The 24,622-nt window shown below is 55.0% G+C and carries 13 protein-coding genes; 5 read left to right on the top strand and 8 right to left on the bottom strand.

Features of this window, described 5'->3' with window-relative positions; all coding sequences use genetic code 11:
* The first annotated feature begins 126 nt into the window (after positions 1–126).
* Entirely contained in the window at positions 127–780 is a 654-nt protein-coding gene (locus AC5S16_RS03840) for a hypothetical protein (protein ID WP_493928704.1), read from the top strand.
* Between the two features lie 338 nt (positions 781–1,118).
* Here the strand turns inward: AC5S16_RS03840 and AC5S16_RS03845 are convergent, their stop codons facing one another.
* From AC5S16_RS03845 to AC5S16_RS03870, 6 genes are all read right to left on the bottom strand, one after another.
* Entirely contained in the window at positions 1,119–2,165 is a 1,047-nt protein-coding gene (locus tag AC5S16_RS03845) for a hypothetical protein (RefSeq protein ID WP_493928705.1), read from the bottom strand.
* Positions 2,150–2,881, bottom strand: a complete 732-nt coding sequence (locus AC5S16_RS03850; RefSeq protein WP_493928706.1) for an ABC transporter ATP-binding protein — start codon at positions 2,879–2,881, stop codon at positions 2,150–2,152. The genes AC5S16_RS03845 and AC5S16_RS03850 overlap by 16 nt, the downstream gene beginning before the upstream one ends.
* 461 nt (positions 2,882–3,342) lie before the next feature.
* On the bottom strand, positions 3,343–4,548 hold the full coding sequence (locus AC5S16_RS03855) for a hypothetical protein (protein WP_493928707.1): 1,206 nt from the start codon (positions 4,546–4,548) through the stop codon (positions 3,343–3,345).
* 1 nt (position 4,549) lies between these two features.
* Positions 4,550–5,692 (bottom strand): hypothetical protein, encoded by a 1,143-nt coding sequence (locus AC5S16_RS03860; protein ID WP_493928708.1) that lies wholly within the window; start codon positions 5,690–5,692, stop codon positions 4,550–4,552.
* Positions 5,693–5,710: 18 nt separating this feature from the next.
* Positions 5,711–7,117, bottom strand: a complete 1,407-nt coding sequence (locus AC5S16_RS03865; protein ID WP_493928709.1) for a tetratricopeptide repeat protein — start codon at positions 7,115–7,117, stop codon at positions 5,711–5,713.
* Positions 7,118–7,200: 83 nt separating this feature from the next.
* On the bottom strand, positions 7,201–11,079 hold the full coding sequence (locus AC5S16_RS03870; RefSeq protein WP_493928710.1) for a carboxypeptidase-like regulatory domain-containing protein: 3,879 nt from the start codon (positions 11,077–11,079) through the stop codon (positions 7,201–7,203).
* 455 nt (positions 11,080–11,534) lie between these two features.
* Here AC5S16_RS03870 and AC5S16_RS03875 point away from each other — a divergent pair, with 455 nt between their 5' ends.
* Entirely contained in the window at positions 11,535–15,215 is a 3,681-nt protein-coding gene (locus tag AC5S16_RS03875) for an FG-GAP-like repeat-containing protein (RefSeq protein ID WP_493928711.1), read from the top strand.
* Between the two features lie 36 nt (positions 15,216–15,251).
* Complete coding sequence (locus AC5S16_RS03880; RefSeq protein WP_493928712.1) at positions 15,252–17,030, top strand: CRTAC1 family protein; 1,779 nt, start codon at positions 15,252–15,254, stop codon at positions 17,028–17,030.
* Here AC5S16_RS03880 and AC5S16_RS03885 read toward each other — a convergent pair whose 3' ends face one another.
* Both AC5S16_RS03885 and AC5S16_RS03890 read right to left on the bottom strand, forming a co-directional pair.
* Positions 17,031–18,368, bottom strand: a complete 1,338-nt coding sequence (locus AC5S16_RS03885; RefSeq protein WP_493928713.1) for a carboxypeptidase regulatory-like domain-containing protein — start codon at positions 18,366–18,368, stop codon at positions 17,031–17,033.
* A 177-nt stretch (positions 18,369–18,545) separates the two neighbouring features.
* On the bottom strand, positions 18,546–19,988 hold the full coding sequence (locus AC5S16_RS03890; RefSeq protein WP_493928714.1) for a DHA2 family efflux MFS transporter permease subunit: 1,443 nt from the start codon (positions 19,986–19,988) through the stop codon (positions 18,546–18,548).
* 37 nt (positions 19,989–20,025) lie between these two features.
* Between AC5S16_RS03890 and AC5S16_RS03895 the strand changes: the two genes are divergently transcribed.
* Together AC5S16_RS03895 and AC5S16_RS03900 are read left to right on the top strand one after the other, a co-directional pair.
* Complete coding sequence (locus tag AC5S16_RS03895) at positions 20,026–22,257, top strand: beta-galactosidase trimerization domain-containing protein (RefSeq protein WP_493928715.1); 2,232 nt, start codon at positions 20,026–20,028, stop codon at positions 22,255–22,257.
* A 64-nt stretch (positions 22,258–22,321) separates the two neighbouring features.
* Positions 22,322–24,613, top strand: a complete 2,292-nt coding sequence (locus tag AC5S16_RS03900) for a c-type cytochrome (protein WP_493928716.1) — start codon at positions 22,322–22,324, stop codon at positions 24,611–24,613.
* The last annotated feature ends 9 nt before the right edge of the window (positions 24,614–24,622 follow it).

Genomic DNA, 24,622 nt, shown 5'->3' on the forward strand with positions numbered 1-24,622 from the left:
GAGACAGCCGATGCAAGCTCATCTGCTGTCCCAGGCCCTCCCATTCATAAATAATCATTCTTCCTGAAAAATCTGCTGCCAGGTCATTGCGCCGGTGTCCCGGTCGGCATAGTAGACAATGAAACCATGGCGAATCATCATCAGCGCCTTGAACCTCGCTGGCCCGCCGTCCTCGCATTGCTCGCCGTGGGCGGATTGCGTCTGGCTCTTCCGGAATCTCTGTCAGCGGGACCGGGCTGGCTGCTTCTTGTAGTTGTAGGCCTGTTATTGATTCCAACTGTCTGGTCGCGTTTGCGTGGGCTGGATAACCTCAACCGGATACTGGGCTATATCGTTACGGCCGTCGTGACGGTCGATATGGTCTGGTCGCTTTATTTGCTTGTTGCCGCTCTGCCCGCGCATAAAGAATCGCCTCAGGACATGCTGATCTCAGCCGCAGCCCTGTGGATCACGAATATCCTCGTGTTTGCATCATGGTATTGGAGGCTGGATGCGGGCGGTCCCCGCGCTCGCGAGTTGCGTGAGGAAGGACACACCGACGGCGCTTTCCTGTTTCCACAGATGACGCTCAGCGAAGACGCCAAACGAACGATGGGTGAAAAAGGTTGGAGCCCGAAGTTTGTGGACTATCTGTTTCTCGCCTTCAATACCAGCACTGCCTTCTCACCAACCGATACTCCGGTTCTCTCGCGATGGGCAAAGATGCTGGTGATGGTGCAGGCGCTCATCTCATTTGCGACAGTGGCGCTCCTGGCCGCGCGCGCCGTGAACATTCTCTAGCCAAAAGTTGCAGACCAGACAAAGATCCATGACCACGCTGACTCCCTTAGTTGCGATAACGGGATAACAGAGCCAGCCCTTGCATCGATAGCCACAAATACGGGTGCCCCACGTTCGCGGAGCTAACTTGGGGTAGTTCCTTCGCATCGGTAGCCAGAACAATGCGTAAACTTTTCCAATATTCATGTCAAGGCTTCAATCAATACAGGTCAATTTGTTGGTACCGATCTTCTGTCGATAAGTAACTTGGCGATTATGCATCATTCCCGTCGGTCATTGCCGCGAACCTCGCTTAGAGTAACCTGCTCAAACAGCTCTACCAGAGACGTGTTATTTGACTAAGCAATCAGGGAGCATTTCCAAAGCTGTTCACCCCAAAAGATGGAAACCACGTAGAGGGCGAAAGCAACAGCCAAGACCCAGAGTCCCGTCCTTGCCGCTCCGATTCCAGCTAATCCGCCCAAGAGAACCTGTGCAACTCCGAAACGTGGATCTCCTCCGACGAAACGCCATCTACGTTGGTTCGCCCGCTGTCTCTGCGATGGGTACCGTCCGGCTGCAATCGCGACCAAGCCAAATGCAACGCCTGTTCGTAGACTCAGGAGTGAAACCATGACGGCAAGCGGGATCAGGAAAGTCATGTCCTGCGTGACGAGCAGCTTCCAACCTGGCATCGGCAGGAGACGATAGCGCAACAACGCGCGCCCTTCATCCAGACGGAGCATGCGTTGCCCGATCGTGCTCATTGCAATACCCACGAATAACGAGAGCATCAGAAATGCTTCGGGCTTTGGTGCCCTCCCGAACAGTCGATACAAGGTTCCACTAACCGCTATAAGCAGCGCGGTCCAAAAGTCGAGGGTTCCCAGCATCTCCCGCCATGTCTCTTGCGCGATTCCGCTGACCTCCAGGGGCGTCCTTGAAATGCTGAGGCCTGCAGGCGTCCTTATTTTGAATGGGAGACGGCCAACGGCGTATACCGCCCCATGCACGATGAGTGCCAGTAGAAGAAAAAAGAGACCTGCGGCCAGGCCCATCCAGAACAAGTAGCTAAGAAACAGCACGATAAATAATGGATTGAATGCAAAACTTACTGAACTGAGCAAGAGTCTTTGTGTACCTGTCAGTGGCCACGTAGCGACTCGCTCCGGGGGCAACCTATGTTGTGTATCTACGGAAAAGGTAACAAGTAAAGGCGCAAGGAGGACAATTTGAAAGAGAAGCGTGCTCCAGAATGCTGCTTTCGGTGCTCTGCTTTCAATACCCGCGGCCATGATGAAAAGGATGCAGAACAGAAAATTGTTGAAACGTACCGAGGAAAAGCTGCTCAGTTCCTTCAACATCAGTTTCTTCAACAAGAACAGAAGGGCTAGGATCTGAGCCAATCCGGCACCTCCGGCTGGGGCTTGCCAACGATGTTGAAATATACCTCCTCAACTTCCTCGTTTACCGTGGGTGGGTTGAAATCTGATTCAATGCGGCCTTCGCGAAGAATGACTACGCGAGTAGCTATTTTCTGCACTATCGACAGAATGTGAGAGGTGAGCAGAACCGTAACGCCATTGCGGAAGAGTTGCCTGAGCATCGTCTCAATGACCGTGGACGATGAGGGATCGATGCCTTCAAACGGCTCGTCAAGCAGCAGGACCCTCGGCTTGTGCAGGAGGGCCATAGCCAGGGCGGTCTTCTTCCGCATGCCGAACGAACAATTACGTGCAACCGTGTGGGATCCTTGTGTGAGCTCGAATATCCCTAGCAGGTTCGTTGCTCGTGCTTCTGTTTCGCGTTTCGTGAGTCCATAAATAGGTCCAATTGCCATCAGGTTTTCGATGATGGTCAAAGACTCGAACAACCCGAGCCCCTCGGGCAGCACACCTAGATTCCGCCGGATTTCAACTCCATGATCTCGGAAACCCAGTCCACTGATGGACACGGAACCACTGTCTGGCTCTTCTAGCCCGGAGAGCAAGCGCAGCAGCGTGGACTTGCCGGCACCGTTAGCCCCTAGTAAGGCACAAATGCCAGGTTCTACGACTAGGTCTATGCCTCGGAGAACAGGCTGAGAGGCATAACTCTTTGTCGCGGCTCTGCAGTCGATCACTCTGTTGCTCCCCCAAATCAGTTAACCATACGAAAATTCCGCATCCGTTTACCAATCCGGCCCTCATTCGGCGACAACAGCCGAGTCACTCATTCACCACAAACGCTCTGTGAGCCTGTCAAGCCCTCAAACCATCCAGGATTCAGCTAACACAAACCATCCAAACCACTTATAACCCAAAGAATTTTGGCATGTCATTCCGCCGAATTTGATATTCTGAATATAAGGGAAAGAGAATCCCTGAAAAGCCCGCCTCATGGCGGGCTTTCGTGCTTCTGTACCTGAGCGCTGTACCCCTGTCCAGGGGAGCCAGAAAACAGACCCCCCGCTAAATATATGAAAACACTGGAGTAGTGCACAAGCAATAGAAGAATCAATCACATAGCAGGGGGTAACCCCCTCGTAAGTCATTGAAAACAAATAAAACCAACTGCTACATAGGGGGGAGGGGGGTACCCCCTTCATCCGACAGCCCAGGCGAGAATCTCTTTGAGGTCAGCCGCTGAGCTCGACTCCGTACCCCGGGGAATGGACGGCCCAATCGCCATCGCCTGGCTCTGCCCTTCAAACCACACCACGAACGAAGACCGTTCCGACCCCGTCAGCCTTTGCTGATTGATCCAGTTGTAGTAAGCAGCCATATCGGCATCCACCAGGGAGCCCACATAGTCGAGCTCAGGAGTGCCGCTGCCGGCCAGCAGCTCATTCATCGGCCTCTGCCGCTGCCGGGGAGCAAACCGCGCCAGCAGAGTAAGCGGCTGCGCCCGCCGCAGCGCCTCGCGCGCTGTCCACTGGACAAAAGTCGTGCTGAAAATCTGCGTGCCCGAGCCTTCCGTCAGCAGCTTGATCTGGAAGCGCCCCAGCACCGGATCCGTAGACCTGTCCATCCCAAGCTCAGCCGGAGACATCTGCGCCAGATGTGTTCGGAGCTCCTCCGGCCCCATGCCTGGACGATTTACCTCGGACTGGATATTGCGCAGCAGCGCATCGCGCACCGGCTCAAGCGCCTGATAAGAAACTGAGGTAAGCGCCGGACTGTGATCCACCGGCGCGCCGCCATCGATATACCAGTGAGCGTACGGCGCAGGATGAGCCTTCGCCCTCTCAGCTACCACGCCGAGCGCCAGCTCCACTCCACTGGCCGGCTTGACCTTGGAGAAGTACGTCCCATGCTCGCGCAGGTTGCGGAAGAGCGGCCCATCGTAGGAAGGGACTCCCTGCCCGACGATGGCAATCCCAAGCCTCGAAGCAGCAGGCTGCTCCGGCGGCACTGCCGCCCGCAGACGGTCGCCATACTCGGTCGCCGCCTTGCGGAAGGCATCGAGCTGATGCGTCGACCAGAGATACGCCGAGAGCTGCTCGACAAACACTGCCGGCTGGCTCACCCAGTCGAAGCGCTCCAGATTCGACGAGATGGAGATCCGGGCAAAGGGATCGAACCACTCTTTCTGCTGCTCCGCCGAGAGCGAGCTGATTGTGCTCAGTTCCCTGTCGATCGCCGACCGCTCTGCCGGAAACTTGAAATCATAGTCGGTGATCTCGCGCAGCAGGTTGGGAACAAAGCTCAGCGGCAGCTGCTGCAGAGCCGCCAGATGATCCACTATCAGCTTGCGGGCCTCTGGAGGATACCCGCTGAATTGTCCGGCTTTGAGATCGCGTGGAAGCATATCAGCTCAGCAGCTCGGAGACTGGCTTGCCCTGCGCCAGCGCCGGCGAGAACCCGAGCATCGCTCCCAGCGTGGGCACCAGATCGGTCGACTGAATGCGGCGGTCATACACCACGCCCTCGCGCACGCCCGCGCCGAGAGCCATCATCCACGTGGTTCGCGATGCTGCATCGCCCGTGCGGTGGTGCTGAAATCCGTTGCCGCCGGAGTCCTCATCGGAATCGCGGCCGAAGTCCGGAAGAATGAATAACGTTGTATTGCCCGCATATTCCGGCTCGGATTGAACCGCCTTCCACAGCTCCGCGCATAGCCGGTCAGTGCGCCGGATGCCTTCAATATAGAGCGAGTACGCGCCGGCATGAGCCACATCGATGTCATGCATCGTGATCCAGAGCAGGCTCGGCGCCTGCTGCCGCATCAGTCGCCGGGCAATATAAAGCGAAAGCTCATCGGGACTCGACAGCGACAGCGCATGCTCCTTGAAGTCGTCTACCGAGAGCTTGAGGATCATCTCCAGCTGCTGCAGCTCGAACTCGCCGCCTCCAAGCTGCGGCGTGTACAGCGGAGTCTCGTAGTTGTCACGCAGAAGGTGATCGTAGCTCTGCGTCTGGCCGGACATGGCCGCAGTCAGTAGATGCTTGGGCAGAACAACGCGCGCGCCCATACCCGGACCGAACGAACGGTATTCGCTCTCGCCGATGCGGTTGAATCCATTGCTGGGAGCAACCACCCAGGTATCCGACGAAGGCCGCTTCAGCTCCTTGCGGAAGTACTCAAAGATCGTGGGATGCTCCGGCGGCAGCGAGGAGAAGTTGTTGATGGTCTCATACACTCCGGTGGCAAGGCTCGCCGTCGCCACATAGTGGCCGAGAATCCCTTCATTCACCACCTGAGTAAAGAAGCTCGACTGCGGGGCCAGCTCGCGCAGCAGGTGAGGAATGTTCTCCTGCGCATAGGGGGAGAATGTCTCCTGGTCGCGCGCCCCTCCGCCAAAGGTAACGACGATGACCTTCCGCTTCTTCATCGCAGCGCCATAGAGAAAAGGACTGGCGCTCGTCAGAGCAGAGCCCAGCGCCAATCCTGCCGCATCGCGCAGAAACTCGCGCCTGCTCAAACCAAGACGTCGCGTGAATGATGATTCCAAGCTCAATTCCAATGCACCTTATGGTTTGGCAGAGGGAGTCGACTTCTCTGCGTATATAAATTGTTGGACTTCTGCCTTCTCCTTGTCTATCTCAGCCATTTGCTGCGCCCGGAGCCGCTGGTAGAGGGCAAGCTCTTCCTGCGCTCGATCCTGCTGCCCCGTGCGGGAATAAGCGATGCCAAGGCGGTAGTGCGTGTCCGGAAGATTCGAGTTTAATGCAAGAGCGCTCCTGTACTCCTGAATTGCCTTCTCATAATCGTGCTGCTCGGCATAGACATTGCCTAACTGTGCATGCGCATCAGCAAGCTTTGGGTCGAGCGCTACCGCCTTGCTCAGCAGCTCTCTGATCTGCTGAAGGTCTGGAGTCGAACTCTGGTTCTGCTTTCCTTTCCAGAGACTCATCGCGTAATAATAAACAGCCTGCGCATTGGCTGGCTGAAGCTCTGAAAAGCGCCGGAATGCTTCGATCACATCTCCCGCATGACCGGGCGAAAGGCTGTAAACCTTAAACAGGAAGAAATACGAGCGGGGGTCGGAGGGATTGAGATCTGCCGCCGTCAGCAGAGACTTGACCGCTTCGTCATACCTTCCCCGTGAATAGAGCACCATTCCCAACCCGATCCTCGGCCGCTGCGCATCCGGATAGCGCTGGACAGCCTGCTCAAAAACATCAATGGCTGGATCGTATGTGCGATGAAGAAGCAGCTCGCTTCCCCAGTTGAACAGATTCTCTTCGCTGGGATCCATCTGTGCTGCAGTTTGATATTCGTTGGCGGCGGCCAGGAATTTTCCGTCTTTCTCTTCGATCTGCCCCAGAAGGCTGTGCAGCTCGCCAGTGTTTTCCCGCTGCGCCAGGTTCTGGATAAGCTGCCTCGCCTGAGCAAGGTTTCCAGTGAGGAAATACGCCTGCGCCAGATCGTAACCATTGTCATAGGAAGGACGGACGGCCTGCGCCTTCTCAAGCAGCGGCACAGCCTCAGCAATCTTTCCTGACTGGATATAGAACTCGCCCAGGTTTCGGTTAGCATCGTAACTTTCAGGCTCGATAGCAAGCGCTTTCTTGAATTGCTCTTCGGCCGGTTCCTTCTTGCCTGCATGATAAAGCGCAGTGGCAAGATTGGTTCTCGCCGGAGCGGAGTCCGTCTTCAAGCGGACTGCAATTTCGAGCTGTTCGATGGCCTTTACATTCTGCGATTGCGCAGCGTAGATCAATCCTAAAAGTTCGTGAACATCGAAGCTCTTTGGGACTTTGGACGACAGGTTTTCCAGTTGTGCTGCTGCTTCGGCGAGCTTCCCCGCATGGTATTGCGCAATGGCCGACTGAAACTGACGGTCAAGCGACTGGCTGTCCTGGGAAACAGCGGATGCGGCGCAAACCAGAAGACCGCTCAGGATTACCAGCCGCGACCATTCTCTTTTGCCCACAACTCACCTTCGCTATTGCTCGAGATCAGGCACTTCGGAAAGGCCCATCCACAAAGAGCCTTCCGAAGTGCCCCGATCTTAGCCTAGTAATAGAGCTTGAGGGCAAATTGTATCTGCCTCGGATCGTAGGGAGCATCGCGGGTCGATCCGATTTCGCCGAAGGTCGAGCTGGTGAAGTTCCCCGAGTTCCCAACTGCGGCGACTCCGTTTCCACCAAAGTTCGGCGCATTGAAGTTCGGATGGTTCAGAATATTGAAAAACTCAGCACGGAATTGCAGCGAGAACCGCTCCGTGATCTGGAAGGCCTTAAACGCCGAGAAGTCGAGGCGACGGAATCCCGGGCCGTAAGTGGTAGAACCACGGGCGCCGAGCGCGCCGAGGTTAGTCAATGGTATGCAGCCGCCCGGAGTGCCTGGAACAGGAACCGTTGACCCAGGAGTCGAACCCGGACCGAGCACACAAGGCTGCTGGAAGGCGTTCGGATTGCCAAACCAGCTGAGAGCTCCATTTGAGTCGATGTGCAGTCCAAGCTTCTGGCTTTGGCCGGGAACCTGCAGGTCATAGCAACTTGTTCCAGAGGTCGTGCCAGTGGGACAACTAAGCGTAATCGGCTGTCCACCCTGGAGAGTCGCAATCCAGTTGGCGCTCCATCCACCCAGCACTGCATTGGTAACTCCATGAGCATCGTGCAGGAAGTGCTTGCCTTTGCCGAAGGGCAGTTCATACCCGCCGCTGAAGTGGAAGACGTTGCGGATATCGAAATCCGCCAGGCTCCAGTCGAAACGGGTTCCCGCGCCAGGCACATATGGAGCGCGGAAGCCGCTCACACTACCGCCATTCAGCAGGTCGAATGCATTGGTGAGCGTCTTGGCATAGGTATAGGTAAAGAGATAATTCAACCCATTCGAAAGTCGCTGCTCCAGTTTGGTCTGCAGTCCATTGTAAATGCTGCTGCCGATGGTTCTCTGATAGCTGCCACCGGATGCGAAATCCGGGAAAGGCACGTAGTTGATGGGCTGCGTGGCAGTGGCAGTAAGCGAGGTATTGAAGGGCACCAGCTGCGATACATTGTTGTTGCCGACACCTGTCTGCAGCGCGCTGCCGTCCGTTAACACATAAGCCACCTGTGCCGACATGCTGTTCGTGATCGCGTACTGCACCGAGAAATTCGTAGCAAAAGTACGCGGTGTGATGTAGTTGAACTGGAGCCCCTGGAGGCCGAGGCCTTTTGCATTCACTGCCAGAGGCGTAAAGGCGGCGCAGGAAAGTCCAGCATCAATGGTCGCAGCTCCGCTGGGAGCCGCCGCGGCGCACCCTCCATAAGGATTGGCGCCGGAGCTGAAGGCCGCAGCATCTGTAGTTCCTTTGAAATCAAAGTTGTAGACGAAGGGATAGTTTTCGCCGATGTTGGGGCCGTATCCCTGGTTTTCAAATGCGTTGTAAAAAAGGCCAACGCCGCCGCGTATCACAAGCTTCGGGTTCACCTGGTACGCAAAGCCGAAGCGAGGCGCAAAATTGTTCTTCTGCGTCTGGACCAGGGCCTTTCCATACTTGTCGGTCAGGCCGAGCGCGATACCATCCTTGGCCAGCAAATCGAGAAAACCTTGGGGTGTAGTGCCCGCCGGGCATGCGCCTGACGCTGGTGAGCCTGGCGACAACGTGCATAAACCGTTGTCGGGAGTCGCTTGCGAAAGGGCTCGATTATCTTTGCCACTTGCTGGGATCAGATAGACCGGGCCGCCATTCGGAGGACCGCTTTGGACGAAGTTGGCCTGACCGCCGTTCGCCTCGGAAATAGGACTGAAATGATCCCAGCGCAGGCCTACGTTGAGCGTGAGCTTAGGATTGATCTTCCAGTCATCAAGAAAATATGCCGCAAAGTAGTTTCGTGTGTCGTAGGTCTTGCTGATGTTGGATGCGTGTACCTCATTCGCACCGCCCACGTAATCTACTCCCCCAACGCTTGATGTCATGGGAGTCAACAGGAGTTGGGCACGCCCTGTCTGGTCACCGCTCTGGCCGGGAACGCCGGCATAGTTGCCGTTGAAGTCAAACTCACCACGTGAGTATGCAGGCTGCAGCGTATTGAAGTGTACGTCCTGATACTCGATGCCCATCTTGAAACTATGGTTTCCATAGATTTTTGTGAAATCATCGGTAACCTGGAGCGTCTGGCTGACTTCATCAGAAGGCAGATAATCATTGCTGCCCAGGTTGGCCAGGCCGCTGATGACGATCGACGGCAAGCCGCCGTTCTCAGACGCCTGCGGAATACCCTGAATCCCGAACTGCTCCGGGATACCTGTGGTATTGCCTTCCGGACCGAAGCGCGTGGTGTGCAGGTGGTTGAAGCCACCGCGCACGACGTTGACAGCGGTGGGCGAAAATCCGTGAGTCCACGCCGCCACAGCCTGCGAGGACTTTGCCGTCTGAATGCCCTGCTGGAACGCTCCACCGTCAGCAATGCCCCCGAAAATGCCGGGGATAAACTGCGGGTCATCCACATAGCTGAATCGGACGAAAACCTGATCCTTCTCTGAAGGATTAACGTCGCCTCGCACATCAAAAGCATTGCGGTGTTCGTACAGACTGGGGCTCGACGTGAAGTTCGAAGTAAAACCGCTGCTGCTGGGGGTGGGGTAGAGATTCATCAGCTTGACGGCATTCGCGTCCAAGCGGTTCGCAGGAATCTGATTGAGGTTACAACCCGCTAGAGTGAAAGTCTGGGTTCCTGCGGGGCAGGTGCCGAAGGGATCGCGAACATAGACAGTCGCATTCGTGGAATTTCGAAATCCGGAAACTAGATCCGTTGTATTGGCTGCTACAGCTCGAGTCGTTGCCGGATCAAGAACTGTACCGTAGGGGATAGACCGGCCTAACGCGTCCGTGCGCGGCGCGCCATTCTGTCCTGTGATCAGGTCCGAGAGATTTGTGAACCCGCTGTTGCGCTCAGTCAACGTAGGCACTGAGCCGGTAAGAACCGTGCCCTGCACACGCCTCAGTCCTTCATAGTCGCCAAAGAAGAAGACCTTGTTCTTGATGATCGGGCCGCCAATGGAGGCGCCGAACTGGTTCATGCGCAATTCGCCTTTTTTTGTTCTGTTGTAATTTTCAAACCAGTCCGCAGCATCGAGCTTGTCGTTTCGGAAGAATTCCCACACTGCGCCGTGGATGCTGTTGGTGCCGGACTTGACGGTAGCGTTAAGCACTGCTGCCGCGGCACGGCCATATTCGGCGCTGAAGTTCGAGGTCTCGACCTTGAACTCCTGAATCGCATCAATGGGTGGCAGAATGGCGAAGTTGGTTCCATTGAGAAAATCGACAGCATTGGAATTGTTGTCAATGCCGTCGAGCATGTAGTTGTTCTGCGCAGGGCGCAGGCCGTTGGCGGAAAATGCACCGGACGCAGCGTTGCCGCGCGTGTCCGCCTGCGGAGTATTCACGCCCGCACTCAACTGGGCAAGAAACGTGAAATTGCGTCCATTGAGAGGCAGGCTATTGACACTTCGCTGGTTGACGACTTGCCCCACGGAGGCCTCTTCGGTCTGCAATAGAGGCGCGGAAGTGTTTACCTGAATAGTTTCCGTGTTGGCGCCCGGCTTTAACTGCAGATCCACCGTCAGATGCGCCTGCACGGTCACCTCAAGGTTCTGCTGCGAGGTGGTCGAGAAACCCGGCGCGGTAGCTGAAACCGTGTAATGCCCGATTCTGACAGGCGAAAATGTGTATTGACCATTGGCGTTGGTCGTGGCCTCAAGCGTGAGGCCCTGGTCGGTATTCACCAGCGTGACATGTGCGTTCGGGACAACGGCGCCGGAAGGATCTTGAATAGTTCCGGCAATCGACCCTTCGTCTACCTGACCGTAGACGCACGGGCTTTGCGTGAGTAGCAAGCAAAAACACGCAAGAGCAACGCAACCGACAAACCCAAGTCGGCTGAAAAACTTCTTAGCGATGGCCATCCCCAAACCTCCCTTGCTGTGCGCTTTTTGGCTGCATAGCGGAGCAAGAATCCAACAAATTTACTTCATAAAGTAACCGCTTACTTCGGTTGTTGAGAAACCGATTACATTCACTCAGCGCGGAAATTTAGTACTCGCAAATAAGCTTTGTCAAGGAGAAAGTGTGGAGGAAGAAATCGACCAAAAGATGGATAACAAATTTCGCCAGTTACGACCTGTTTTCTTCTCATTCATCTCATGAAAATGAGCGGCAAATAAACATTGTGCTAGGATGCTTTCTGCTAGCCACTACCGGAAATTTCTCAAGGATGCCGCGCAGTAACAGCCCCAACCCATTCCCTTCTCGCCGGGCATTTCTCAAGAAGATGGGACTTGCGCCTGTCCTTTTTCATCCATCTCCTTTCCGGGGGGTGCCTTTTCTCTTCGAACTTTTGGGAAGAAATCAGGCACCGCCATTGCCGCTCGCTGATTTTCGCTTCACGCCGCGCTATCCGGCAAAGTCCCCGCTTGAGGATGTACTGCGCCTTGTCACGCCGGGCACAGATGAATTTGTCACCGAGAAGTATGCCTTCGAAATAGATCTGCTCCTTCAGGACTGGAGCCACTCTCTGAAAACTTCGGCGCGCGATCTTTCCGTTCTGGAAAAATTTCTGGCGCCTTCCATCGAAGCTACGTCTTTTAATACTGCGAAAGAAACCACGCTGCGCTCCGGAAATGGCATTGATATCGCAAAGAAGCAATTTTCAACAAACACTGTTTTCGGACGAGAGCAGCTTCTGCGCGAATTCCTCGACTATCTTGGCCCGAACTCTCAAATAGACACGGCAGAGTTTCAAATTACCGGAATTGAAGAGGCGGCAACCAACCCACTGAAACTCCGCCTCAACATTCGCTACAACTTCGTGATCCGATATGGTGACCGTCGCGAAGAGCGCGTTGGCTATTGGCATACTGAATGGTCACATGAGCCGTCGGGCGGCTGGAAGGCACAGAAATGGCAGGCCGGCGAGGAAACTCGCGGAAGCGCGCAAGGGCCTGCATTCATCGACGTGACGCATCAGGCGCTCGGCGCAAACGAGTCCTACAGAAACCAGATGCTGCACGGCTCTGACTACTGGCGCACAGTCCTCGATGGCGCATGCGGTATTGACGTGTATGGAAACAACGGCTTGGCAGCAGGCGATTTCGACAATGACGGATTCGATGATCTCTACATCGGCCAGCCGGCCGGGCTTCCGAACCGCCTCTATCGCAATCGTGGCGACGGGACCTTTGAGGATGTGACAGAGAAGGCCGGAGTCGGCGTGCTCGATAATACTGCCTGTGCTCTGTTCGCCGATTTCGAGAACAAGGGTGTGCAGGATCTTCTGGTAGTCTGCGGCAGCGGCCCTCTGCTCTTCCTGAATCAAGGCAATGGAACTTTCTCTATCAAGCGCGATGCCTTCAAGTTCGCGCGCCCGCCACAAGGAACATTCACACACGCAGCAATAGCCGACTACGACCGTGACGGCCATCTCGATATTTATTTCTGCCTCTATAACTACTACCTGGGCCTCGATCAGTATCACTATCCGGTTCCCTACTTCGACGCGCGTAATGGTCCACCGAATTTTCTTCTGCACAACGAAGGCAACGCGACGTTTACCGATAGGACAGAAGCAGCAGGCCTGAACGCAAACAATGGCCGCTACAGCTTTGCCTGCGCATGGGGTTGCAGCACCTCCAACGGACTGCCTGATCTATACGTGGCCAACGATTTTGGACGAAGCAACCTCTATCGCAACAATGGTGATGGCACGTTCACCGATATCTCGACCGATGCTCATGCCGAAGACGTTGGTGCAGGAATGAGCGCTTGCTGGTCTGACTTCGACAACGACGGGAAGCAGGACATCTATGCAGCGAATATGTGGTCGGCGGCAGGACAGAGGGTTTCTGCGCAGAAGATCTTTCATGAAAAGGCTCCTGAGAATATCCGCGCCTTCTACCACCGTCACGCCCGGGGCAATTCGCTCTATCGCGACCAGAGTGATGGAAAGTTTCAGAACATCGCCGAGCAGACCGGAGTGGAGATGGGCCGCTGGTCTTGGTGCTCTGACTTTTGGGACTTCGACCACGACGGCTACCCCGACCTCTATATCGCAAATGGTTACATCTCCGGCCCCGAGCGAAACGATCTCTCGAGTTTCTTCTGGCGGCAGGTAGTGGGGAAATCTCCGGAGGACTCCACTCCTTCGCAGACCTACGAGCATGGCTGGAATGCGCTGAATGAATTGATTCGGTCGGACAGTTCGTGGAGCGGTTATGAAAGAAATGTGATGTTCGCGAACAACCGCAACGGAACTTTCTCTGAGATTTCAGGAGCGGTTGGCCTGGATTTCCTTGACGATAGCCGCTCATTTGCTCTCGCTGATATCGACCACGACGGAAGGCTCGAAGTCATTCTCAAAAACCGCAATGCCCCCCAGCTGAGAATCCTGCGCAACACTATGAAGGATCTTGGTCACTCGATTTCATTTCATCTGCGCGGACAGAAAAGCAATCGTGATGGCATTGGCGCAGCAATCACGCTTGAACGAGGATCGTTACGACAGACGAAGTATCTACAGGCCGGATCAGGGTTTCTGGCCCAACACTCTAAAGAAATTTTTTTTGGCGCTGGAAAGCAGGAAGAACCGCTTCGGGCAACAGTCCTCTGGCCCAGTGGATTGACCCAGCACTTTGAAGACCTGCCTGTGGATCACCGCATCGAGATTGAGGAAGGCTCGCCTAAGTTTTCTGCAAAACCTTTTGCGGCATCATCTTCGTCCTATGCGCAGGCAGGACCTCCGCTGGAATTCGAACAGCTGCCTTCAGTGACAGATACGTGGCTTCTGCAACCGCTGAAAGCCCCGGAGTTTTCCTTGCCTGATCTTGCGGGCAACACGCGAGAGTTACGGTCGTTCCTCGGTGGCTTCACCCTTCTCTATTTCTGGGCGGCAAAGGCTCCGTCTTTGCGCGAAGAACTGCTCCGTCTCCAGCAACATCAACCTGCGTTTGCAGCGAACAAGCTGAATACCGCAGTAATCAACATTGGCGATGAGGCTGGTGCGAGTGCAGCGAAATCGCTCGCGACACAACTAAGGCTGTCTTTTCCTGTTCTTCTTGCTACGGCGGATGTGGCCGGCACTTACAACATCATCTATCGATTTCTATTCGATCGCCGAAGAGACCTGGGACTTCCAACTTCTTTTCTGCTCGATCACGACGGCATGATCGTTAAGGTCTATCAGGGACCGATCGATCCAGCTCGCGTACTTGCTGATATCAAATCGGTTCCAACCTCAGCAACAGAGCGAATGAAAAAGGCGCTTCCCTTCCCTGGAACGCTCTACCAGGATGCGTTTCAACGCAATGACTTCACTTACGGAGTAGCCATGTTCCAGCACGGCTATCTCGACGCCGCTGCTGCTTCATTTCAACAAGTGATCGCCGAAAAACCGGGTGACCCGGAAGCCTATTACAATCTAGGCACTCTTCATCTGAGAAGAAACGACCTTGCCGAGGCGCGCCAGTATCTTGAGCAGACACTGAAGCTCAAGCCCAACTATCCGGAGGCATGGAACAATCTTGGAATGATTGCCGCGCAACAAGGACAGGCCGATGAGGCCGTTCGCAATTTTCGGGAGTCGCTGCGCCTTAGGCCGGACTATGCCATCGCACTCCTCAACCTGGGAAATTTCTACCGCCGCGAGAAACAATTTAATCAGGCGGAGGAACTTCTCAACCGAGCACTTGAAGTCCAGCCGGACGATCCGGAAGTTAATTACAGCTTGGGAATGTTCTATGCGCAGCAGGACCAGTCTCAGCAGGCGTCAGACTATCTGGAGAAGGCAATCGCGCTTCGTCCCGACTATCCAGAAGCTTTGAACAACCTCGGTGTCCTCTTTGTTCGCGGAAGAGACTACCCTAAAGCAGAGGAACAATTCAAGACCTGCATTCGCCTCGCTCCAAATTTTGATCAATCCTATCTCAACCTCGCACGCCTCTATGTTGTTCAGAACGACATAGAAAAGGCTAGAGAGGTCCTGCAGGAACTATTGCGCCTGCAGCCGCAGCATCGCGGAGCGCAACAGGCACTCGAAATGCTGCAGTGACCGTAAACGCAATCTGCTCTCTATAATCGCAGTCAAATGAATCTACAGCGGCGGCGACTTCTCGGCTCTTCCCTATTCGTCCTCAGCAATACGTTGCTCGAGACGTTAACAACTCCGCTCTCGAGATGGGGCAATCGCGCGCTGGTGCAAGCTGCCATATCAGATTCCGTATCCCAGGTACAGTTTGTGGATGTTGCCAGACAGGCTGGACTGACCATTCCGAACGTGTGGGGCGGCGGCGATCACAAGCGATCCATCATTGAGGCTAAAGGCAGCGGGTTGGCCTTCTTCGACTATGACAATGATGGCTGGCTCGATATCTATCTCACTAATGGAAACCAACTCGATGCACATTGGCCTCCGGGAAAAGCGCCGACTTCACACCTCTATAAAAACAATCGCGACGGCACGTTCACTAATGTCACCGAAAAATCAGGGCTGGGACGCACTGGTTGGCAGACCGGCGTCTGCATAGGTGACTACAACAACGATGGATGGGATGATCTCTTCTGTTGCTTCTGGGGACACAATATTCTCTTTCGCAACAACGGAGACGGCACATTTACCGATGTCACTCGCAAGGCGGGCCTTTATCAGGAGCAGCACCGCTGGGGCGCAGGCTGTACTTTTCTCGATTATGACCGCGACGGGCATCTCGACCTCTTCGTCTGCAATTACATCAGGCTGAATCCTGAAACCATTCCGTCCGAAGCTAATACGAAGTACTGTCAGTGGAAGGGCGTACCCACGATGTGCGGCCCGCGCGGCCTTCCCGGCGACACGAACATCCTCTACCACAACAACGGTGACGGCACGTTCAGCGATGTCGCGGAAAAATCAGGCATCCTGAAGCCAGGCCCGCGCTACTCGATCACCGCAGTCTCCTACGACTTCGACAACGATGGCTGGCCGGATATTTATGTCGCCGTCGACTCAGAGCCAAGCATCCTGTTCAAGAACAATCATGACGGCACCTTCACCGATATCGCTGTGATGGCCGGCTGCGCCTACAACAACGATGGCCACGAGCAGGCAGGGATGGGCGTTGCCGTAGCCGACTATGATTGCGACGGCTGGTTCGATATTTTCAAGACCAACTTTGCCGATGACACCTGCAATCTCTACCACAGCAATGGCGATGGAACATTCAGCGACGTAACCTTCGCCGCGGGCACTGCCGTGAACAATCAATATGTGGCGTGGGGATGCGGCTTTGTGGATTACGACAATGATGGCTGGGCCGACATCATCCAGGTCAATGGCCACGTTTATCCAGAGATGGACAGCCATAAAATGGAGCAGACTTTCAAGAACCCGCGCCTGGTGTACAGTAATCTCGGGAATGGCCGCTTCAAAGATATTTCATCAGAAATGGGTCCTGGCATCAGCGCACGGTTTTCAAGCCGAGGCGCCGCATTCGGAGACTACGACAACGATGGCGATGTTGATGTTCTCATCCTGAATATGAATGACCTGCCGTCGCTGCTTCGCAATGACGGAGGCAATAGACAAAACTGGATCAAGATCAAGCTGATCGGTACAAAGTGCAATCGCACTGCAATTGGAGCGCGCGTGCGGATAACTACCGACAAGCATGTGCAAATGGATGAAATCCACAGCGGATCAAGCGTCATGTCGCAGAGTGATCTGCGTCTTCACTTCGGTCTCGGTAAAGCCGACACTGTGGATCTGATCGAAGTAAAGTGGCCCACCACAAAAAAGATTGAACAATTCACGAAAATCAAGGCAAACCAGATACTCACCATCCGAGAAGGCGATGGAATCATCAGAAGCGCCAAGCCTGAGTCTTTGTAGTTATTGAGGCGAAGTAGCTGCGGGCTGGTCTTTCAGCACCACCATAAATTGCTTCACTCCCCTTCTCTGGCGTTCGACATCAGCGGCCTGCTGCCTTTCCATCTCATCGTGCAGCTGGAACTCAGCTTTGGCCTTGGCCGGCTCACCCGTTCTCTGATAGGCCAGGCCCAACCGGTAATGAGCATCGCAGAGCTGTGGATCTGCTTCTAATGCTTTCCTGTAAAGCTCGACGGACTTTGCAAAATCACTCTGCGTGTATGAAAAGATCCCGAGCTGCAGGTAAGCATCGGCAAACTTTGAATCGATCTTTGCAGCCCTCTCAAGTAGCGCTTCCACCTGCTGCAGGGTCTGCGGATTTTCCAATTCTTTCTGGCGTTTCCAGATCGCCATTGCATAGTAATAATTTGCAAGAGCATTGTCCGGCTGCTGCTGCGCAAAGCGTGCCAGCTTCTCCTCGACGCAGTTCAAAGGCATAGGTGCAGCCATTTCAATCTTGCCCAGAAAAACATATGGAGTAACATCTGACGGATCCAAATCCGAAGCCTTGCAGATGCGGAGTGCAGCTTCATCATCGTGCCCTGCGGCAAAAAGCGCAGCCCCTGATGCAGCCAGCATTCTGGCCGATTTTGGATATGCGCTCACACCTCTCGCGAAAACCTCGACTGCAGGCTGCACGGCACGGTGCAGCAGCAACTCTGCCCCCCATGCAAAATAGTTCTGCTCACTCGGATCTAGCCTGGCAGCCTGCTCATATTCATGTTCTGCCGCCAGGGAATCTCCCCGCGCTTCATCACGATCGCCTAGCAGGCGGTGTTGTCCTGCGCCGGCTGCTTCTGATGAAGATGTGCTGCGTCCAGCAGTCTCCGGCTTCAGTGTTGCAGTTTCACGGGTAAGAGCTTCACTCGTCCTCAACGTGATGTCAGAACCATGTCCACCGGCAGCTGTCCAGTCCGTGATCCCGGCAACGGTGAAATTTGGTTGGTCCGCGAACTGCATGGCAGCAGTGTCTCCCACTGGCTCAAGAACCAGATCAATGTTGCGGTTTCCATCAGGCACAACAGGAACAGAAGCAACACGACTGTGCAGCCCTGACCTCTCTGCACTGATCCGATATGTGCCGCCCGGAACGGCTCGAAATATGAAGACACCCTTCGAATCAGTTGCAGTCTTGATGCTTGAACTGCCTTCGTGCTCAAGCTGTACAGAAGCACCCTCCACAGCTTTACCGGATGGATCGAGCACAGTGCCGTGAATGATAATCGTACTCTCCTGCGCAAATACCGCAGCCATGGACAGGACAACGCAGGCCACGCCAAACAACATCAAGCGCAACTTCAAAAAACTATCCGAAAGAAAGCACGACTTCAGCACTTCCGGCATTTTACTCCGTCGCTTACTGGCATTTTCTATCATTCCTCGTTATGCATGCGCAGGAATCGACCGAGCAAACCATAAGCCCCTCCCGAGCTGTCCCGCAGGCGAAACTGCCGGCATGAAGATCATCGATGCCGCTCATTAACCGGCGTGCACCACCTTATGCTGGCTCACACTCATTCCATCACCGCTCTTCAGCCGGCGAAAGATGATGGTGGAGAAAATTGTGAAAGCTCCAAGCGCAAAGAATGCCTTGTGAATGCCATGCATGAACAGCGTGTGGTCCGAGCGAAGAGTATCAGGCACGAAAATTGCAGTCGTGAGTCCAGCGATGGCAACACCAAAGCTGATCGACATCTGCTGCATGGTACTGGCGATGGAGCTGGCGCTGCTTGCCTGCTCTTCCGTAGTGTCTGCATAGACGAGGGTATTCATGCTTGTGTATTGCAACGACGTGAACGCTCCGTAAAAGATGGCCTGCAGCACAATAAGCCAGATTGGCGTACGCAATCCGATAGTGCCAAAGAATATGAGGATGAAGCCGATGATCACAGTGTTCGAAATCAGCACACCGCGATAACCCAGACGGGTAAGCAGGCGCTGCATAAATAGCTTCATGCTCATGGAAGCAATGGCCTGTGGCATAATCAGCAGCCCCGACTGAACGGGCGTGTAACCAAGACCGACCTGATAAAGCAGCGGCAGCAGGAAAGGCACCCCGCCAATACCAAGGCGAGTGAAGAACCCTCCGCTGACCGCCGCGCGGAAGGTGCGGATACGAAACAGACTGAGATCAAGCAAAGGGAATTTTGTTTGCAATCCATGAACGCCATATCCTGCTATCAATGCAAGGGCGATGATCAGCAATCCGATAATTTCTCCGATACCTAACATGTGTTCGCCGAAAATCTCCAGCACATAGGAAAGTAGTCCAATACCGGAACCGAAGAGAATCAAGCCGACGATATCGAGGGGATGCGTCTGCTTTTCTCTATAGTCAGGCAGGTGGAGATAAACCAGAATGAGCCCGACAATACCAATCGGAATGTTCAGGAAAAATATGTATCGCCAATGGAGATATCGCACGATAAGCCCGCCCGACAAGGGCCCAAGCAATGGACCGATCTGGGCCGGGAGAGCAACAAAGCTCATGGTGCGCACCAGCTCTGATTTCGCGAAAGCCCGCACAAGCGTTAGGCGTCCTACGGGAACCATCATGGCTCCGCCAAAGCCTTGCAGCACGCGGCAGAATACGAGCACATGAATGTTGGTCGAGATACCGCAGAGCAAGGAGCCCAGCGTGAAAATTCCTATAGCCGAAGCAAAAATTCGCCGCGTGCCGAAGCGATCCGCCATCCATCCGCTGATAGGAATGAAAACAGCGAGACTCAGCGTATAGCTCGCGAGCACCGCTTTCATGCTGAGTACGGTCACGTTAAGCGCTTCGGAGATAGCAGGCACAGCCGTATTCAGAATCGTCGTATCGAGCGACTCCATGAAAAATGCAACCGCAACGAGCCATGGCAGGAGTCGCTTGGCTGCATCCGACGGCGGACCGGAATAAGTAGATTTGGCAGGAATCATAGAAAGCTATATCAACTATATGTGGAGAATAATTGTGATGCCGACTATGCTCAACCGCCGCAGCTTTCTCAAGACCGGACTCACCACTGGAGCCGCTGTTGCACTGAATACCTTCGATGTGAATGAAGAAGCTTTCGCGGCTTCCGCAGAGGTTCCATCGCCGAAGCTGGCAGCGTTGCCGGATCGCATGCCTGCCAGTGATCCAGCATCTCTACCCTGGCAGCACAGGGTGCGGCGTGTGGGGCAAACCAACATGACCGAACACGATCCCGCGGTTATGAACATTGAGAACTGGGCCGATTACTGGCACTCAGCCGGAGCCGACCTCGTCTTCATCAGCGTCACCGGCATCCTCGCCTTCTATCCCTCAAAGGTCCAGTTCCACCGCCATGGAAAGTATCTGCATGGCCGTGACTTCTTCGGAGAATGTGCCGCCGCGGCAAAAAAGCGCGGCATGAAAGTAGTCGCACGCATGAGCCCTGACCTCAATTGGGGAGATGCGCTCGAAGCACATCCTGAATGGGCGATGCGTCATAAAGATGGATCAGTACAATTCAGCGGTGAAGAGCCACGGCTCTTCAAGACCTGCATGTTTTCAACATATATGGACGATTACGTGCCCGCCATCATGCATGAGATCAACTCGCTCTATGATGTCGACTGCTTTTACACCAATGGCTGGCCTCCACTCGGCAGCCTTCCCGACTGTCACTGCTCCATCTGCAGCAAGCTTCCACTCTCGGGAACACCGGCCTACTGGCGCGCCTTCACTGACCGTGTTCTTGATCTTTGGCAGAGATACGACACCATCGCCAAGGAGAAGAAACACGACAGTTTCTTCTTCGCCAACTCCGGCGGCAACGTGCGCGGCGGCCCGAATCTCGATCGTCTCGGCAAAGTAGCTGCATGGTTTCAGGCCGACAATCAGGGTCGCACCTATGAAGAACCCGCCGTGTGGGGATGCAGTCTGCAGGGCCGCGTCTGCAATGCAGTCCTCGACGGCAAGGTTGCTGCAAACGTCACCGCCGCATACTCAACTGGCAATCCCGGCTGGCGCAATCTCTCAAAGAATCCAGAAGAAGCGCGAATGTGGCTCAACGAATCCAGCGCCAGCGGCATGTTGCCGTATTACCACTTCGTCGGCGCAGAAAACGGATTCGGGGAAGATCACCGCTGGCAGAAAGTGGGCGCCGACTACTTCCATTGGACTGCAAAGCACGACGCACACTTCACGACACGCCGGTCAATCGCCAACATCGGCGTAGTGATCGGGCAGAGCACACAGCTTCTTTATCCCGGCCCATCTTCAGCACATTCCCGCACCTACATGCGCGAAACTACAGAGGGCATCTATGATGCCCTGCTGCGCGGGCGCTTTACATTTGATTTTGTTCACGAAGACCGGCTGGAGCCAGAACGCCTCAGCAAATACCGAGCGTTGCTGCTTCCAAATGTCGCCATGCTCAGTGATCGCCAATGCCAACAGCTGCGTGATTATGTACAGCATGGCGGATCGCTCATGGCCGGCTTTGAAACCAGCCTCTATGATGAGGAGCTGAAGCCGCGGCCTGATTTCGGGCTTAGCGATCTATTCGGCGTAAGCAAGGCAGGCGAGGCCGTCGGCACCAATGGCAATCCGTATTACGCGCGCATCGAATCGTCCGGCTCGCATGCTCTCATCGAGGGCTTCGTTGATACCAACTGGATCCCCGGCGCGCAGAATCGCATTCCTCTCAAGCCGGTTGAGAAGCCTGTGCTCACCGTCGTTCCCGGATTTGTGCGCTATCCACCGGAGCTGGCCTACCCGGTGCAACCGCACACGAATGAGCCTGCCGTGGTTCTGCGCGAATCCGGCTCCAGCAGACTTGCCTGGCTTTCTGGAGACGTGGAGCGCACCTACTGGCTCACCGGACACGGCGATCTTCTGCGTCTCCTGCATAACACCATCCGATGGGTCACTCACGATGAGCGAGTAGTTCACACTAACGGCGCGGGATTCGTCGAGATGTTCTGCTGGGAGACTGCTCCCGGTTACGCAGTACATCTGCTTAACTATTCGAACCCCAATGCTCATCATGGTTGGCTGCAGTCAGTCGAGCCTTTGGGGGCGCAGCAGGTGACGATGAAGCTGCCGTCAGGTGTCGGAGTCAAATCCGTAGAACTGCTGAAAGCCGAGCAAACCGTGCGCTTCCGGGTACAGGACCAGGTGCTTCGCTTCACCATTCCTTCCGTCAGTGATTACGAAGTCGCAGCTATCACGGTCGCATAGTCCGCGCATGAAAAAGCTTTCAAGAATCTTAGCCATAGTGCTCTGCAGTTCGCTGCGCATTTGTATGGCACAATCTCACGACTGGCCCGTCTATGGCGGCCAGCTTGCGAATGATCACTACTCGCCGCTTACGCAAATCAACCGCGGCAACGTCGATAAACTGAAAATTGCCTGGACCTTCGACACGGAAGAAAAAGGCGGCCTACAGACCAGCCCACTTGTTGTGGAACGTATTCTCTATGCCTGTACTCCATCGCAAAAGGTCGTAGCGCTCGATGCTGCGACCGGCAAACTGCTTTGGGCATTCGATTCCGGCATCAAGAGCTCACAACCGGTGCGCGGTCTGAGTTGGTGGTCGAATGGCTCTGAGAGCCGGCTCTTTGCCGGCGTAATGAATTTTCTCTATGCTCTCGATCCGGCCACGGGTAAACCCATTCCGTCGTTTGGTGAAGACGGGCGCATTGATCTGCGAAAGAATCTTCGTGGCGACTACAAGGAACAGTCAATCGCATTGACCACGCCGGGGATCGTTTACAAAGACCTCATCATCATGGGTGGACGCAATCCCGAAGCGCATCCTTCGCCACCAGGTGATATACGCGCTTTTGATGTCCACACTGGCGCGCTGCGCTGGAGCTTTCACACCATTCCTCATCCAGGCGAGTTCGGCTATGACACATGGTCGAAAGATGCCTGGCTGAAATCCGGATCGGCCAACAACTGGAGCGGTATGTCCATCGATGCCCAGCGCGGCATCCTCTACGTTCCCACAGGCTCTCCAGTCGATGATTTCTACGGCGCTGACCGAATCGGCAATGACCTTTTCGCCGATACTCTGCTCGCGCTCGATGCGGAGACAGGCAGGCGCATCTGGCACTTCCAGGGCGTGCATCATGACATCTGGGACCGCGACTTCCCTTCTCCGCCCTCTTTGCTCACTGTAATGCACAACAGCAAACGCATCGATGCAGTAGCCCAGACAACCAAGCAGGGCTACCTCTATCTCTTCAACCGCGCCACAGGCGAGCCACTGTTTCCAATCGCCGAGCAGCCATACCCGGCAAGCACCGTAGATGGAGAAACAACCTCACCCACACAGCCGAAGCCGCAAATGCCCGAACCCTTCGCCCGCCAAGCGCTGACCGAAGAGATGCTGACCAATCGCACTCCCGCAGCACATGCGTTTGCACTTGAGAAGTTCAGAACCTTCCGCAGCGCGGGGCAATTCATTCCCTTCAGCGTGGATAAGCAGACCATTGTGTTTCCCGGCTTTGACGGAGGCGCCGAGTGGGGAGGCTCAGCCGTCGATGTAAAAACAGGCGTGATTTATGTGAATGCCAACGAGATGGCCTGGACCGGTGGCCTCACCGAAAACAAAGGCGCCGCCAGCCCCGGCGAAGAAGTTTATCAGAATCTCTGCGTCACCTGTCATGGCGATCATCGCGAAGGCTCACCGCCGGCATTCCCCCCTCTTATCGGCATCGAAAAGCGCCTCTTGGATAAAGACCTCGTCAGCATCATTCATCAAGGCAAAGGGAGAATGCCGGCATTCCCCATGGTGAATGACTCGGCGATGCAGTCACTGCTCGAATACCTGAAGACCACAGGCGACAAACAGGAGATGACCGCTCGCTCCACCGCAAGCCAATCAACGAGCGCTGCCGATCCAGCCGGAGCAAAAAGCTATGCAACTCACTGCGCGATCTGCCACGGCGATCAGCGCGAAGGCATTCCTCCATCCTTTCCTGCGCTGCTGGGGATCGGCGCCCGCATGCCCCGCCCGCAGATCCTCGCATTGATTCACCAAGGCAAGGGGCGCATGCCCGGATTTCCCAAACTTCAGGGAGACGAACTCCAGTCGCTGATGCGCTATCTCGGCATAACGGAAAATAATTCTACTCTCGCCAGCACACGTGGCAACGGGCTCAAATACCGCTTCACCGGCTATCGCAAGTTTCTCGACTCCGATGGTTATCCAGCCATCAGCCCTCCCTGGGGAACACTGAACGCCATCGATCTGAATACCGGCAAGTATCTCTGGAAGATTCCCTTCGGTGAATATCCGGAGCTTGCTGCAGCGGGCATGAAGAACACCGGATCAGAAAACTACGGCGGCCCCATCGTCACAGCAGGCGGCCTCGTCTTTATCGGAGCTACAGTCTACGACCGCAAAATGCATGCCTATGATAGCCGCACAGGCAAGCTGCTCTGGGAGACTCTGCTGCCGTTTTCCGGAGTGGCAACTCCGATGACCTACATGATCGATGGCAAGCAATACGTGGTGATCGCAGCCGGAGGAGGCCGCGATCCCAAATGGCCTTCCGGTGGCGAGTACGTCGCCTTTGCATTGCCATGAGACAACACT

This window comes from Acidobacterium sp. FHG110202_01, assembly GCF_059115305.1.

What these genes read in the sequence shown, in the direction of transcription:
- AC5S16_RS03900 (WP_493928716.1), top strand. Translation starts at nt 22,322, where the DNA reads ATGGCACAATCTCACGACTGGCCCGTCTATGGCGGCCAGCTTGCGAAT.
- AC5S16_RS03895 (WP_493928715.1), top strand. Translation starts at nt 20,026, where the DNA reads ATGCCGACTATGCTCAACCGCCGCAGCTTTCTCAAGACCGGACTCACC.
- AC5S16_RS03840 (WP_493928704.1), top strand. Translation starts at nt 127, where the DNA reads ATGGCGAATCATCATCAGCGCCTTGAACCTCGCTGGCCCGCCGTCCTC.
- AC5S16_RS03890 (WP_493928714.1), bottom strand. Translation starts at nt 19,988, where the DNA reads ATGATTCCTGCCAAATCTACTTATTCCGGTCCGCCGTCGGATGCAGCC.
- AC5S16_RS03880 (WP_493928712.1), top strand. Translation starts at nt 15,252, where the DNA reads ATGAATCTACAGCGGCGGCGACTTCTCGGCTCTTCCCTATTCGTCCTC.
- AC5S16_RS03855 (WP_493928707.1), bottom strand. Translation starts at nt 4,548, where the DNA reads ATGCTTCCACGCGATCTCAAAGCCGGACAATTCAGCGGGTATCCTCCA.
- AC5S16_RS03870 (WP_493928710.1), bottom strand. Translation starts at nt 11,079, where the DNA reads ATGGCCATCGCTAAGAAGTTTTTCAGCCGACTTGGGTTTGTCGGTTGC.